Origin of the sequence: Rothia sp. HMSC061C12 (assembly GCF_001815755.1) — a bacterium.
GTDB classification, from domain to species: Bacteria; Actinomycetota; Actinomycetes; order Actinomycetales; family Micrococcaceae; genus Rothia; species Rothia mucilaginosa.
Genome location: NZ_KV821875.1, coordinates 268,527 through 282,711 on the forward strand (window position 1 = coordinate 268,527; position 14,185 = coordinate 282,711).

General features: G+C 57.7%; 15 protein-coding genes and 1 other RNA gene. All 16 read right to left on the bottom strand.

What is annotated here, in order from left to right; genetic code table 11:
- Positions 1-67: 67 nt before the first annotated feature.
- The 16 genes from HMPREF3055_RS08115 to HMPREF3055_RS08190 all read right to left on the bottom strand — a co-directional run bounded on the left by HMPREF3055_RS08115 (position 68) and on the right by HMPREF3055_RS08190 (position 13,930).
- Positions 68-694 (bottom strand): hypothetical protein, encoded by a 627-nt coding sequence (locus tag HMPREF3055_RS08115; protein ID WP_246826924.1) that lies wholly within the window; start codon positions 692-694, stop codon positions 68-70.
- An 821-nt stretch (positions 695-1,515) separates the two neighbouring features.
- Complete coding sequence (locus HMPREF3055_RS09565; protein WP_070738812.1) at positions 1,516-1,707, bottom strand: recombinase family protein; 192 nt, start codon at positions 1,705-1,707, stop codon at positions 1,516-1,518.
- Between the two features lie 6 nt (positions 1,708-1,713).
- Positions 1,714-2,247, bottom strand: coding sequence for a restriction endonuclease subunit S (locus HMPREF3055_RS08125; RefSeq protein ID WP_168166576.1), 534 nt, complete (start codon positions 2,245-2,247; stop codon positions 1,714-1,716).
- On the bottom strand, positions 2,231-4,054 hold the full coding sequence (locus tag HMPREF3055_RS08130) for an N-6 DNA methylase (RefSeq protein WP_070738814.1): 1,824 nt from the start codon (positions 4,052-4,054) through the stop codon (positions 2,231-2,233). The genes HMPREF3055_RS08125 and HMPREF3055_RS08130 overlap by 17 nt, the downstream gene beginning before the upstream one ends.
- 690 nt (positions 4,055-4,744) lie before the next feature.
- Positions 4,745-5,117: a transfer-messenger RNA gene (ssrA, locus tag HMPREF3055_RS08135) on the bottom strand.
- 313 nt (positions 5,118-5,430) lie between these two features.
- Positions 5,431-6,318, bottom strand: coding sequence for a DUF4190 domain-containing protein (locus HMPREF3055_RS08140; protein ID WP_049345766.1), 888 nt, complete (start codon positions 6,316-6,318; stop codon positions 5,431-5,433).
- A 239-nt stretch (positions 6,319-6,557) separates the two neighbouring features.
- On the bottom strand, positions 6,558-7,013 hold the full coding sequence (locus tag HMPREF3055_RS08145; RefSeq protein ID WP_049345767.1) for a DUF4190 domain-containing protein: 456 nt from the start codon (positions 7,011-7,013) through the stop codon (positions 6,558-6,560).
- Positions 7,014-7,167: 154 nt separating this feature from the next.
- On the bottom strand, positions 7,168-7,662 hold the full coding sequence (smpB, locus tag HMPREF3055_RS08150; protein WP_005508591.1) for an SsrA-binding protein SmpB: 495 nt from the start codon (positions 7,660-7,662) through the stop codon (positions 7,168-7,170).
- A 19-nt stretch (positions 7,663-7,681) separates the two neighbouring features.
- Complete coding sequence (prfB, locus tag HMPREF3055_RS08155; RefSeq protein ID WP_049362115.1) at positions 7,682-8,809, bottom strand: peptide chain release factor 2; 1,128 nt, start codon at positions 8,807-8,809, stop codon at positions 7,682-7,684.
- A 261-nt stretch (positions 8,810-9,070) separates the two neighbouring features.
- The gene (locus HMPREF3055_RS08160) at positions 9,071-9,607 is read right to left on the bottom strand and encodes a pilus assembly protein TadG-related protein (RefSeq protein ID WP_083318026.1); all 537 of its coding nucleotides are present in this window, start codon (positions 9,605-9,607) and stop codon (positions 9,071-9,073) included.
- Positions 9,594-10,130, bottom strand: a complete 537-nt coding sequence (locus HMPREF3055_RS08165) for a pilus assembly protein TadE (protein WP_083318027.1) — start codon at positions 10,128-10,130, stop codon at positions 9,594-9,596. The genes HMPREF3055_RS08160 and HMPREF3055_RS08165 overlap by 14 nt, the downstream gene beginning before the upstream one ends.
- Entirely contained in the window at positions 10,096-10,551 is a 456-nt protein-coding gene (locus tag HMPREF3055_RS08170) for a TadE family protein (RefSeq protein ID WP_070738816.1), read from the bottom strand. Before HMPREF3055_RS08170 ends, HMPREF3055_RS08165 begins: the two co-directional genes overlap by 35 nt.
- Positions 10,551-10,778: a hypothetical protein gene (locus HMPREF3055_RS08175; RefSeq protein ID WP_005505403.1), complete on the bottom strand. Its 228-nt coding sequence runs from the start codon at positions 10,776-10,778 to the stop codon at positions 10,551-10,553. The genes HMPREF3055_RS08170 and HMPREF3055_RS08175 overlap by 1 nt, the downstream gene beginning before the upstream one ends.
- Before the next feature lie 106 nt (positions 10,779-10,884).
- Positions 10,885-11,817, bottom strand: a complete 933-nt coding sequence (locus tag HMPREF3055_RS08180) for a type II secretion system F family protein (protein ID WP_070738817.1) — start codon at positions 11,815-11,817, stop codon at positions 10,885-10,887.
- Complete coding sequence (locus tag HMPREF3055_RS08185) at positions 11,814-12,668, bottom strand: type II secretion system F family protein (RefSeq protein ID WP_070738818.1); 855 nt, start codon at positions 12,666-12,668, stop codon at positions 11,814-11,816. Before HMPREF3055_RS08185 ends, HMPREF3055_RS08180 begins: the two co-directional genes overlap by 4 nt.
- Entirely contained in the window at positions 12,668-13,930 is a 1,263-nt protein-coding gene (locus tag HMPREF3055_RS08190) for a TadA family conjugal transfer-associated ATPase (protein WP_070738819.1), read from the bottom strand. The genes HMPREF3055_RS08185 and HMPREF3055_RS08190 overlap by 1 nt, the downstream gene beginning before the upstream one ends.
- Positions 13,931-14,185 lie beyond the last annotated feature (255 nt).

A 14,185-nucleotide genomic window follows, 5' to 3' on the forward strand; every position in this document is an offset into this window, starting at 1 on the left:
CGGCGGCTTTCCGAGAATGGAAAGCCGCCGCCTCGCTGTTATCGCTATGAGAGCAAGCGTTGCCTGTTTAGGACAGCATGGTGAGGGTGCCGAGCAGACCCAGCAGGCTCAGACCCGAGATGATGTACGCCAGAATGTTGAAGGTCGTCATCTTCGAGGTGTACTTGGTGGTGTGACCGGCGTTCACCTTCGCTGAGTAGATGGCGAGCCAGATAGACACGCCTACCGGGATTAGGCCCACGAGCAGCAGAGCAATCACCATGATGTTGGGGCTCAGGCTCAGGCTGGAGCTATAAGCAGAGGAGCTGTAATCGCCGGACCTGGTCCTTGCCTCAGCGTGGAGTGCCGCGACCTGAACCCACGCGTAGAGGGTCAGCGCCAGGGCACCCAGGGAGGCACCGAACGCGCCGATGGAGTAGAAGTAGCCGGGGCCGCGGAAATCGCCGGTGGTCTCGCCGTAGGGGCGGCGGTGCTCAGCCGGCACCCGGTAGATGTCCGGGATGCGCTGGTAGCTGTCGTCGCGGTCGCGCACGTTAGCGGGTGCCACGCCCAGGGCGGGTGCGGGTGCTGCGCCGAGGGGAGCGCCGGGTGCTACGCCTGCAGGTACCGGCTGCGGGGAGTTTGCATTGTTCTGCTCCGGGAAGGAGGGGGCGGGAATCTGGTTTTCCATGGTGTGTCCTTGAGTGGTCGTCATAGCGGCTGTGTAGCTACCGCGTCGTAGCGGTGGCGTCCCTATGACCGGCTATTCTGTGGCTCGTTTGGTGGCTCTGTGGTTGCTCTCGAATGTTGCCGGTGAGATTGTATGAACAATCAACGCCGATCAACGATATCTACCCTTCGATACTACGGCATAGGGTGCGTTTTCGTCTTCTCTGATGACGTTCTCATTACAATGCGGTCACCTGAGCACCCTCGGGCACACCGGTACACCCCAGAACAGACCGACAATACAGACCGACAATTGGGCATAAAAATACCCGGCAGGTGACGCCGTGGGGCGTCCTGCCGGGTGGTAGAAACCTACCGCGGTTCTTCCTCTGGATTGGAACCGATAATCACCGCCGCACCCCATACGGGATAGCGGACGGCTGGGAGATCGTGGAGATGCGGGGAACGCGGTGTTCGTCAAAGACCAGGTGTTCTGTGGTGCTGATGGAGCAGGTGTTTTAAGACCAAACCAAGATAAAAGACTCATATATTACCTTTATATACAGCAAGATGTGGCAGCAGTTTTAAAACTGCTACCACATCTCGTTGACCACTTAGAAACTTCTAAGCGATGTTTTACACACTAGGTCCTTTAGGGGGTCCCTTAGGGAACTTTGAATCACTCTCAATCGTCCTTCTGGCTGCAAAAGTGACCAAAAGACCTCCTAAAATTGCACTTAGAATTGATACTGGATTAAAGAACTCCCCGTCTCTGGCAAATGAGATAATCACCCAGAACACCGGAACAATAGTGAGAAAAAATCCTAGTGTAAATATATTCTTCGTACGCATTGGACCTCTCCCAGGTTAAAGAGTGAGAGTGCAGGACACTGCTGCAACAGCTAGCGCAGCGGCAACTGGACGGCTCCAATTGGTGCCGCTGATTGTGTCGCTGTGGAGGTGCTGGGCGTCGCATCCCGCGTCGAGCAACGCCTCGCGCTGGGTCTCGAGCGGCTGGCCCTGGCGGGCGGTTGAGACGCGGGAGTATCCAATCTTCATGGGTGGTCACCTTACTTCCACGCTGATGAGATGGCTCAGCGTTTCCTTGCTCGTGTCCAAGATGTCCTGCATGTAGGAGTCCATGTAGTCCCAGTCGGGCTTGCCGTCGGAGGTGGCGGGGAGTTGCATCTCATCGTCGACGATTCGCTTCATCGAGATCGAGTCCGACCAGGAGTATTTCTGACGCAGTGATGCCCTGAGCGCCGCGATGAGGAACAGGTGTACACACTCGCTGACCTGTTTCTCGCCTTTGACGTACAGAGCGATGTTGTGGCTATCGTTCGAGCAGAAGTTCTGCTCCTGATAGGTGAAAGTCAGCGTTTTGCCGCCGATCATGATGCACCCGCCCTTGTCGAGCCACTCGGGTGGGCACGAGATGTACGTCAATACGCCGTTGTTCTTCTCAGATGCGGTGACATATGGTGTCGTTCCGCTATCGGGAATGATGTCCCTCTGCACGATGCTCTTTGTGTTCGACATTTCGAACACGTCGACGAGAGGGAACGTCCTCCAGTTTGTGGTCTCAATTGAGTTCATCATGACCGCCATCCTGATTCATAGAAACCTGATTCATAGAAACCTGAACTCGCCCATGCTCCGCGCTCACCGAGCTCGAGTACATGACCGTCTCGAGGAGCTTCTCGCCGAACTCCTTGGCGTCGATGCCCTGCTGGAACATGAGGTAGTTCAGGGCCGTCCGTTTGAAGTCCTCCTCGAAGATCTCGAAGGGCTTCTGCGGGAGCTGGTAGGACAGGTGCTCGGTGGGATCGACCCACTGGCAGGTGTCGTCGCCCGATTGCTTCTCGACCACGTCGATCCAGTGGTCCTCGATGGAGGCCCATCGGCCGTACACGTCGTGTCGGCCCTTGTTCTTGACCGTGGCGAGGCCGTCGCTCTCCATGTGACAAGCGAAGATCTCCTTGCCATCCTGCGGGATGCCCGTCTCGAACACGAAGATGCTCGTCGTGATGCCAACCTTGAAGAACAGGTCCTCGGGGAGCTTGATGATCTTGCGCAGACGGTGGTGGGCGAGGATGCGCCTCATCTGCGCCTTCGACGCCTTCTCGAGCTTCTTGTCGGGCAGGATGAAGGCGCAGGCGGTGCGGGCGGGCACGCTGTCGAGCACGTTCTCGACGATCTGCATGCACCCGTACTTTTTCTCGAAGGGCGGGTTCATGAGCACTTTGGTGATGTCCTGGCGGGCGATCCACTTGGCGGCATCCTCGTAGCGGGCGTCGAGCAGCTGGAGGTTGGTCTTTCCATCCTTGTGGATGAGCATGTTCGCGCAGGCCAGGGCGTAGATCTCGCGGTCGTTCTCGATGCCGAAGAGCTGGCTCTGCTTGATCTGCGTGGCCTTGTCGGTCTTGGTGCCGCCGGCCTCCTGGATCATGTTGGCCATCGCCTTGACTAGGAAGCCGCCGGACCCGCAGGTGGCGTCGAGCACGCGGTCGTCCTGGTTGACCTCGAGGATGCGGTACATGAAGTCCGTGATGTGCTCGGGGGTGAAGACCTGCCCCTGCTCGGACTTCCCCTTGTATCGGTTGAACTCATTGAAGAAGATGCCCATGACGTCCTCGCCTCGCCACTCGGAGGAGTTGACGCACTCAGAGATCTCGACGACCCAGCCGATGAAGGCGTTGATCGCGGCCTGGTTGTCCGTTGTGTTCATCTTGATGGTGGAGTATTCCTCCAGCAGGATGTTGATCTTGAAGTTTTGGTTGCGGCTGTCCTCCAGCGACTTGGAAAGCGTCGAGATGATCACCGCCTGGAATGCCTCATATCCCATGTCGACGCAGCGTGACAGCCCCCCGCCGTAGCGCTCGGCGACGAGCGCGCAGGCGGTGAAGATCATGCGGTGGTAGAGGTTCTTGACGCCGAACTCGAAGTGCAGGCAGTTGTTGATCCTTGAGGTGAGCTCGTAGATCCGTTGCTTGTCGATCGCCTCGGCGTTGAACAGGTCGAGGTAGTACTCGACGTTGTGCAGGATGTTGCTGCCCTGTGCCTTGTACTCCTCCTGACCCTTGAACACGCGCGTGTCGTCGCCGTTGTAGAGCACGCCCACGACGTTCTTGTATCTGCGCTGGAGGATGCGTATGTTCTTGAGCAGTTCATCGACGTGGCCTGTTTTGAGCACGATACGGCTGGCCTTGGTCTCCAGCACGACGGCGGGGTCGTTCACGTTGTCGGGCAGATACCACCCGTCCGGCTTGTCCGCCACACCCTTGAAGCCCAGCTGGTTGAACGTCGTGAGCTGCCCGACGCCAGAGACGACCCCCGGCCTGTCCTCGAAGTCGAGGATTCCCCTGGCCTTGTCGCGCACCTGATCTTCGGTAAGGCCCTCCGCCATCGCCACTCCTTTGCTACCAATGTCAATAAATCGGTCGATTTCGAACCCCTAGGAACAATGTAGGCTGCTGGGTTCAGTAAGACTCAGAACCTGTTCCATAATCGGTGTCCGACCACCTGAGTGTATCATCATTGACAACATTATCGATATCAAATACTTCTAGCGGGGAAGCCAGACCCAAATCACCATGTGGGTGACGGATATCGGGCTGAAGTTCATAGCAATGCAAAGATGAAAACCTTACTATCCGGGACATCGACGGTGCTGTACTCGAAGCGTGCATTTCGCTCATAGACAGCCCCATCGAAATAGCACACATCCTTGTCGAGTCAGCTGTGTCTTTTATCCTCGAGTTCGTCAGGGAGGTAGTCTCTGAATGAGGACCAGCTACCCCAATATCAACCCTCTAACGAATGGGGAGAGATAGATCAGCCCTCGAAATCAACGACATGTGAGTCGTCATTCTCTGATGACATTCTCATTACAATGCGGTCACCTGAGCACCCTCGGGCACACCGGTACACCCCAGAACAGACCGACAATACAGACCGACAATTGGGCATAAAAATACCCGGCAGGTGACGCCGTGGGGCGTCCTGCCGGGTGGTAGAAACCTACCGCGGTTCTTCCTCTGGATTGGAACCGATAATCACCGCCGCACCCCATACGGGATAGCGGACGGTTGGGAGATCGTGGAGATGCGGGGAATCGAACCCCGGTCCGATGTGGCGTCAACGGGGCTTCTCCGTGCGCAGTTTATGCGAACGCTACTTTTCGGCTCCGGTACTTGCATAAACACATATACCGACGAACCTAGTCACGTAAAAGTCCCGCTAACCCCCGCAACAAGGGCTAGCAGCAGTGGCCTTTTAAGTCGATGCCGGTAACTGAGCCAAAGGCATGCTCAGGCCGACAGACGGCAACTCGCGCTTAGGCAGCGAGTGCGAAGTCAGTGCGCTTAGATTCTGCACTTAATTTTTTGCAGAGGGCGTTAACGAGATAACCCTGCATCCTCGGCACGCTTCACCCATCTCAACTCACATCGTCGAAACCGATCATCCCCCTATGCTTTTATCAAAAAGCCCACCGTCTTCTGAAAGTTTTCCTCGACATACCTTGATGCCGCGGTGCCATTCAAACACGGTAGAGATTCAGTATATCTAAGATGTTTAACGGCGTGCAAGTCCCCCACCCACGCAGGTACACCCTCCGCTAGAGGCGAATAAAGCGAACAGATCAGCGCAGCAGCAACACCATAGCCTGACACAGCGCATAAAAAACAGGGTGAGGCTCCCCAGATCATCTGGGAGCCCCACCCCGTTCGCGTACCGCACCGGGTAGCCAAAATTAGGCAGTCAAAATTAGGCGGTCAAACCTTAGCGGTGAGCCGGAACAGTCATGCGGTTGTTCGGGTTGTCACCAATCTGGCAGACCACGTTACCGTGACCGTCCTCGGTACCAACCTCAAGGCATTTCTCAGCGGTCTGGAAGAAAGAAATGTATACGAAAAGCATGCAAATCGAAATCAGGACAGACACCGCACCGGTGATAATACCGGTCAGCGCGAATGCCTTACCCGCGCCAACTTCCTTAGTCTTCTTCAGGGACAGCGCACCCAGAATAATCGCGGCAATACCCAGCAGAATACCAAATACGAGGAAACCGGTCAGCACAGCCGCAATACCGAGGATCATCGCAGCCAGCGCCATGCCGGGAGCCTTCTTCGTCACGGGAGCCGCATACGGGTAACCCGCGGGCTGGCCGTAACCGTAAGCATCCTGCTGGGGCTGCTGCTGGTAAGAGTTCTGCTGGTAGTTGTAGTCAGCGGGCTGCGCCTGGTAGGAAGCCTCCTGGCCGTAACCGTACTGGTTCTGCTGAGCGGGCTGCGCCTGGTAGGAAGCGTCCTGACCATAGCCGTACTGCTGCTGAGCCTGACCGTAGGTGTTCTGAGTCGCAGCGCCCTGGGCGGAGGTACCCTGAGCTGCGTTCTGGCCGTAAGCATTCTGCGAAGAAGACTGCGCACCGAACTGACCGTACTGGTTCTGCTGGGCCGAGTTCTGCGGAGTAGCGTTCTGTTGCTGTGCCTGGCCGTAGGTGTTCTGAGCGGATGCGCTCTGACCGTAATCCTGGCCGTAGGTGTTCTGTGCCGAAGGAGCCTGGCCGTAATCCTGACCGTACGAGCTCTGGGCGGAAGAATTAGGCTGCTGAGCAGCGTAGGGGTTCTGTGCGTTCCCCTGGTTGTTTCCGTAGTTATTCTCAGACATCCGTCGTTCTTTCCTTCACAGTTGCAGCGAACAATTTATACTCGCCCAACGCACCATTGCGCGCTGAGTTCGGTTCCATTATATAAATAAGCCGCCATTTGGGTCATCTATGAAGTCCAAGATTCCAGAATCATCCCCCAGAATCCACCAATCGGGCAGAATCAGCGCAGAAACAGAGCAAGGGACCGAATAGTTCAACACTATTCGGTCCCTTCACGTCTCTATATGCTCAACGCGGCTTAGCGGCGGGCAGCGTCGTAGTCCTCGGGAGTCAGGGTCATGGTCTGACCGGCCATGGTGCACACGTAGTTACCGTTCGAATCCTGCACCGCGTTCTCAACGCACTGGCTCGCGAGAACAATGCCGAGCACCATCATAGCAGCAGCAGCAATCATGCCCAGCGCGCCGGTAACAATACCACCAATCGCCATGCCCTTACCGGATGCGGTACCGTTCTTCACCTTCACCAGAGCAACAATACCCAGGATCACGCCGACCAGGCCCAGAACAGCACCAAAAAACATCAAGCCAGTGAGCAGACCAATAATACCCAGAATCAGCGAAGCAATCGCCAGAGCCGAGCTCGGGGTCGGCTGGTAGCCGGGGTAACCACCCTGCATGTTGTATGCCGGTGCCTGCTGCGGTGCGGGGATGAACTCGCCCGGGTTCTGCTGGTAGTTCGGGTTCTCAGACATGTGTCTCCTCAAAAATGTATGGTGCTCACGGTACACCGCGAATTTTCAACCATTATACGCGAGGAACCGCACCCGGGCCCCAGCCGCAGACCCCAACGAGATAGGGACCAGCTGATAGGGACCGGATAATTAGCTCCCCGCCGTTGCCTCAGCCCTAGCCGAGGTTGCGGTAACGCATCGCGCGGCGCGCCTCCAGGTCATCCTGACGCTCACGCAAAGCCTGACGCTTATCGTACTCACGCTTACCGGTCGCCAAAGCAATCTCAACCTTCGCACGACCATTCGAGAAGTACAGCTTCAACGGAACCACCGTGTAACCGGTCTCCTTCAGCTTCTGCGCCAACTTATTAATCTCAGAACGATGCAGCAGTAGCTTACGGCGACGACGAGCCGCATGGTTCGTCCACGTACCGTAACCATACTCCGCAATATGAATACCCTCGAGCCACAACTCGTTATCGGTCACCTGGCAGAAACCATCCACAATGGACGCCCCACCATCACGCAGAGACTTCACCTCAGTACCCAGCAGAACAATACCCGCCTCATAGGTATCCACAATGTTGTAGTTGTGGCGAGCCTTCTTATTCTGGGCAATAATCGCGTTATTCGGGTCCTTCTTCGCGTCTTTCTTCTTTTTCTGAGCCATCACTCAATCCTTATACGTCTTAGCTCTCTTCAGCCGCGCGCCCCGAAGCACGCCAGCGAATACCAGCATCAATAAAGGCGTTCAAACCGCCATCCAAAACATTAGAGGTATTACCCTCCTCATAGCCGGTACGCAGATCCTTCACCATCTGGTACGGATGCAGAACATAGGAGCGCATCTGATCGCCCCAGCTTGCCTTAATATCACCGGCAAGCTCCTTCTTCTTCGCGTCCTCCTGCTCCTTACGCAACAGCAACAGGCGAGACTGCAGCACACGCAAAGCCGCCGCACGGTTCTGCAACTGCGACTTCTCATTCTGCATCGACACCACAATACCGGTCGGCAAGTGAGTCATACGCACCGCCGAATCCGTCGTATTCACCGACTGACCACCCGGGCCCGAGGAGCGGAACACATCCACCTTAATCTCAGACTCGGGAATCTCAATAGCATCCGTCTGCTCAATCAGAGGAATCACCTCAACCGCCGCAAACGAGGTCTGGCGGCGGCCCTGATTATCGAACGGCGAAATACGCACCAGACGGTGAGTACCCGCCTCCACCGACAGACGACCAAAAGCGTACGGTGCGTTGACCTCAAAGGTCACAGATTTCAGGCCCGCCTCCTCAGCGTAGGAGGTGTCCAGAACCTTCGTCGGGTAGCCGTTCTTCTCCGCCCAACGCAGGTACATGCGCAGCAGCATCTCCGCGAAATCAGCAGCATCCACGCCGCCGGCGCCCGAACGGATTGTCACCACAGCCTCACGCTGATCGTACTCACCCGACAGCAGCACCAGCACCTCAAGCTCTTCCAGCTTGGCGCGGATCTCACCGCACTCACGTTCAGCATCAGCGAGCAGCTCGGCGGCAGTCTCCTCATCCTCCGCTTCGGCAAGCTCCACCATCACCTCAACATCATCAATGCGAGAAGACAGCGAACGCAAACGGTTCAGCTCTGACTGCTTATACGACAGTGCGCTCGTGACCTTCTGCGCGTTCTCCACGTCATCCCACAAATCGGGTGCGGCAGCCTGCGCAGACAGGTCCTCAATGGCGCGCTCAATCCCCTCAATATCGCTCACAGCAGCAATAGAGTCGAAGATCGCGCGAAGCTCTTTAATCTCAGCAGAAAAGTCGAAGGATGCCATAGCTTTTAACACTATCGCGAAACTGCCAGAAAGTCCCGCCGTTACAGCCCGCAACAGCCCACAGCGCAGAAGGACAGGGTGGTTAGAGGGCAGAAGCCGCGGAACGAAAATGTAAAAGAATGCAAAACGAGGGCGCATCCGCTAGCCGTTACACTACCTTGCGGATGCACCCTCGCAGTCTATGGGGCTCACAACACGCCAATAAGCGGGTGAGCCGATACGCCCGTGCGCCGTTATGCCCGTGCGCCGTTGATGGACGCACTAATCGGTGGACGGGCCCTGGCTCGTCTTCAAACGCGACGAACCATGAGCGGTCACCTCAATACCATCAGGCACCAGAATCGACAGCAGCGGCGGACGAATACGAGCCGACAGGTACACGTGCACGCTCTGATCAGAATCCACGGACACATTCTCCAGACGCAACGCCTGAAAATCCTGCCCCGGCTGAACCTCAGCCAAGTACGCACTCGCATACTCCCACGCCGCCGAACCACTCGCCTCATCCGGAGTGCGCATCGTGCGGGTAATCGAGTTCGCCTGAGCGTCCGCCACATCCTGCAGATGCTGAGTCTGCAGATACGCGCCCGTAATCGCCACAGTCACCGAACCGATGAGCAACAGCAACGCCAGCATGCCCACAATCAGCGGGGCAATGCTGCCCTCTTCCGGGTCTGAGGCGACCGGGTCAGCGGCGAGGCGGTCTGAGGCGATCGGGTCAGCGGCGAGCGCCCGGCTCTGCGCACGGGCTCGAATCTTCATGTTGGCACGAGCCAGCAAACCATTAGGAATCAGCATGACCAGACCCCCAACTCGTCGCGTGAGAACTCACCGGAATCACGCCGCCACCCATAAACGAAGGCAACAGCGGCAGGCGCGCCTGAACCGTGACCGTGGCGTACGCCTTCGTACCCGAGACGCACTCCCCCGACGAACAGTTCAACGACACGCTCACATCGGACGGGTCAACCCCGTAATCCGCGGCGGCATGCGCCGCCAGACGCTTCGCCAGATCAGGGCCCACCGACGAATCCTGCGGCTGCTCCTGCACGTACAGCACCACCTGGGCACTCGCAGCATGAGCCGCCATCACCGAAGACTGCAGGCTAAAAATCGTCAGAATACCGTAGAGCACCGGGATGAGCAGGGTAATACCCAGGCCCAGGAACTCCACAATGGCGCTACCCTCTTCAGAGCCGTGTTGCTCAGAAAGAGGCCGATCAGAAAGAGACTGGTCAGACCGGTTCTTCAGGCGAGCCTTCACCCGTTGCCGAAGCGAAAAGCCACTAATCACCGGAACGATGCTCCGCATAAATCGCATGCCCCTTCACCTCAATAGAATCCGGAAAACCCCACGGACCCAGCACCGGCAACGGAGACTTCACCGTCACCTCCAAAGTGCGCACACCCGTAGAATCACTACTCTGACGGTACGAAATGTTCTCAGCGTACGAGGACGGAAGAACCCCCTCAATCATCTGACGGGTACGCTCCATGCCCTCCTGCGGAGTGCGGTCACGCATCGTACCGTAACGTGCCCCAGCCGCCGCAGCATCCACCAACATCGTTCGTGCATACAGGGCGAAAGAAACCTGCAGAATCGCCATGGTCAGCAACACCAGCAGGGCACCAACCATGACGAATTCCGTGCTGGCGTCACCGCGCTCGCTATCCTCCACAGAATATTCCGCGGAGGAAAGCTCAGCGGCAGTCAGCTCAGAAGCGATGCGGGGCTCACGCATTACTGGTGAACCAGAGCAATCGCGTCGTTGAACATCTTGGTCAGAGCGGGCTGAGCAATCGCCAGGATAGCGGCAACCAGCACGGCGCTCATCATGGTGATCATGACCCAGCCGGGCACGTCGCCGCGCTCGGGGTCGTCCTGCTTGTTCTTCAGGCGCAGAGCCAGCACGGATGCGATAGCCAGGGCAATCAGCACGGTGAGGGTGGTGCGGAAACGACGGAACATGATTTTCTCCTTATCAAAGGGTGTAGTGTGTGGTTGGTGCGGCACGCCGGGCAATCAGCCCAGCCCACCGCGGTGCAGCCGGTACGGTGTGTACCCGCCGCAAAATCTAAAAGTTCAAACGCATGAGCGACAGGCCGGGGAATACCGCGAAAATCACGGTCAGCGGCAGGATGAAAAACACCACCGGGGCGAGCATCGCAATCTCTTTCTTACCGGCTGTTTCCATCAGCTCACGCTTAGCGTTATCGCGCACATCCTGAGCCTGCGCACGCAACACATCGGCTAGTGGGGTGCCGCGCTCAATCGCCACGGCGATACCCTCAACGAAGCGACTCAACGCCGGAACGCGAGTACGCTCCGCAAACTCCTGCAACGCACTCAGCAGCGAAACGCCGGTGCGGGTCTGCGCCAAAATCTCAGAAAACTCACGAGCCAACTCGCCGCGAGAGGTCAAACAGATACGCTCCAAAGCCGCCAGCGCCGACTCGCCCGCCGTTACCGACAGAGCCATCATCTCCGCCAGCGCCGGGAACTCAGCAACCAGTTGCTTCTCACGCTTAGTCACCGCCTCACCCAGCCACCAGTCACGCGCCAGAAAGCCGCTCAAACCACTCACCAGCACCAGCACAAGAGCCACCAGGATAGAGAAACGCTCCTGCACCACACCGATAACGGTCAGGGCACTCATGACGGTCACACCGGCAAGAGCCCACAGCAGCTGCTCAGCACGAAACGCGCTCACACTCTGCGAAGAGCCAGCACGACGCAGACGCTCCTGCACCGAACTATCACTCAACGACGAGCCGCTCAGCGACGAAGACAACGAACGCAGAAGCGGCGCGCAGAACGCCGAAATCGCCTCCAGCAGGCTCGGCTCACGGCGGTCCTGCTCCTTCAACAGCGACTCACGCAGAGTCTCACCGCGCAGCTGCGACGCCACACGATCAGAAAACGAAATACTGCGAGTATTCAGTACCGACGAAAGAATCAGACCCACGCCGGCCGCCAACAGCAGACCAAAAATCAGAGGCAGGTTCACCCGAAAACCCTCCGTTCACGCGGCAACTCACCAATACGCAGCATCAGACGGTACGCCGCCAAAGAAATAGCGGCACCGGCAATCATCAGCATCGCACCGGCAAAGGAGTTATACACCATACGCGCGGCAGGCTGAGTCGCCATCAGACACAGCACAAACCAGGGCGCCACGCAGGAGAGGCGAGCCGCATTCACAGTCCACGACTGGCGAGCCAGAAGCTCCGAACGGGTACGCGCATTCTCACGCAGAAAATCGCTCAGCGTGCCCAGCAGCTTACCCAGGTCCGAACCGCCCACCTCGCGGGCAATCTTCAACGCCTCAATAATGGTGTCCGCCACCGGGTCAGAGAGGTACTCCTTCAAACGGTTCAGCGACGGCACAAACTCACCCGACGCACGGTAATCACGCGAGAAATGGGCGAAGGCATCACGCAGCTCTTCCGGGCCGCGGTACGAGAGCTGAATCAGCGCCTCCGGCAGCGACAAACCCGCACGAATCGCCGAACGCAGGTGGTCCACCGCATCCGGCCACAACTGCCAGATACGGGCATCCGCCGCGCGGGCACGATGATTCACAATCACGCGAGGCGCCACAAAACCACCAATCAGGCCCAACAGACCCAACGGCAGAAGCTGAGTAACCATCAGCAACAACACTGAGGCAGTCACACCGCTGGCAACGCTCACCCACATGAACGTGCGAGGCGTCAACGAATGCATGCCCGCCTTACGCAACGCAATCACCAGCGCCGGGTCATTACTCGGCTTCGGCGGCTTGCCGTTATCAGGAAAGCAAGAGAGGTAAATCAGGCAGACGCCCAACCCCAAAATCAGGCTCAGAAACAGAGGCATTACTGACCCGCCTTCGCCGCAGCCAGCACCTGCTCGGGGCGGTGACCGGCACGAACCCAACGGTCCGGATTCGGTAGCTCCAACGCCACGCACACCATCCGGCCATCACGGCGCACAAACAGCGGGGACATCTCAATCACACCGTCCTCAACGCGACCACCCAGCATGCTGATCTCTTCGACCTGACGCTGACCGCGCGAATCACGGCCGCAATGCACCACAATGTCAAAGCAGGACGCCACGGTCGGCACCACGAACGCCGAGGAAATATTCTCGCCTGCCAACAGCGGCAGGGTGCAAATCTTGGTCACCGCGTCACGTGCCGAGTTCGCGTGAATCGTGCACATGCCCGGCAGACCCGCGTTGAGCGCAATGAGCATATCCAGGGACTCCGCCTCACGCACCTCACCAATGAGGATGCGGTCCGGGCGCATACGCAGAGCCTCCTTGACCAGGCGGCGTAGCTCAATCGCGCCGGTGCCCTCAAGGTTCGGCTGGCGGCACTGCAGACCCACCACATCGCGCAGCGGAACCGCTAGCTCAAAAATTTCTTCGCAGGTAATCACGCGCTCACGCGGCGGAATAGATGCCGACAGGCAGTTCAGCATCGTGGTCTTACCCGCCTGGGTTGCACCCGAGACGAGGATGTTCATGCCGCTCTCCACCGCCGCGTGTAGCAGGGACGCCGCGCCGGCACTCAGCGAGTTCATGCGCACCAGGTCGGGCAGGCGGCGGGCACGCACCACGAACTTACGGATATTGATGCTCGTGTGCTTGCGGGTAATATCCGGAATCACCGCGTGCAATCGGGAGCCGTCCGGCAGGGATGCATCAACGAACGGGGAGGAAAGGTCCACACGGCGGCCCGAAGGCTTGAGCATACGCTCCAGAAGGCTATTGATCGCCTCGGCGCTCAGGTGCAGGCCGGTCAGCTCGCTCTCGCCATTGCGGGCGATAAAAATTTCGTCGGGAGAGTTGATCCAGATTTCTTCAACGCTCTCATCATCAAGGAACGGCTGAATTACGCCGAAGCCGCAGATTTCATCGTGCAGGCGTTGAATCACGGATTCGCGGTCGCCCAAATCGGGCAGGGAGATGCGGGTGCGTCGCTGTTCGTAATCGTTCAGGTGCTCGTCAATGAGCCCACGCACCGCGTGCTGGTCCTCGTGCGGGTCCAGGCTGCGGTGGCGCATTGCCTCACGGATATTCTCCTCGAGCAGAGTAAGATGCTCCGCCCGGGTATCCAGTACGGTGTTCTCCATTGAAATGATCCGATGCTGTGTGTGGTGTGGTTGTGTGGAATACGGTGAAGCATTGATACATCAATGCCACCATCACCCTAGCGTCAAAGCATCAAATTTATCAAAATGTAATAAAACACCCCTTAATATTTACGAGTATAGTATTTGAGTATTTTTGATGCATAGAATCGCACACATCGTTACCTAACGTGCATCAAAATTCAAAACACCTAGTCAGCTGTGACTCACAGAACAGCCACCCGCACACCCTTCAAA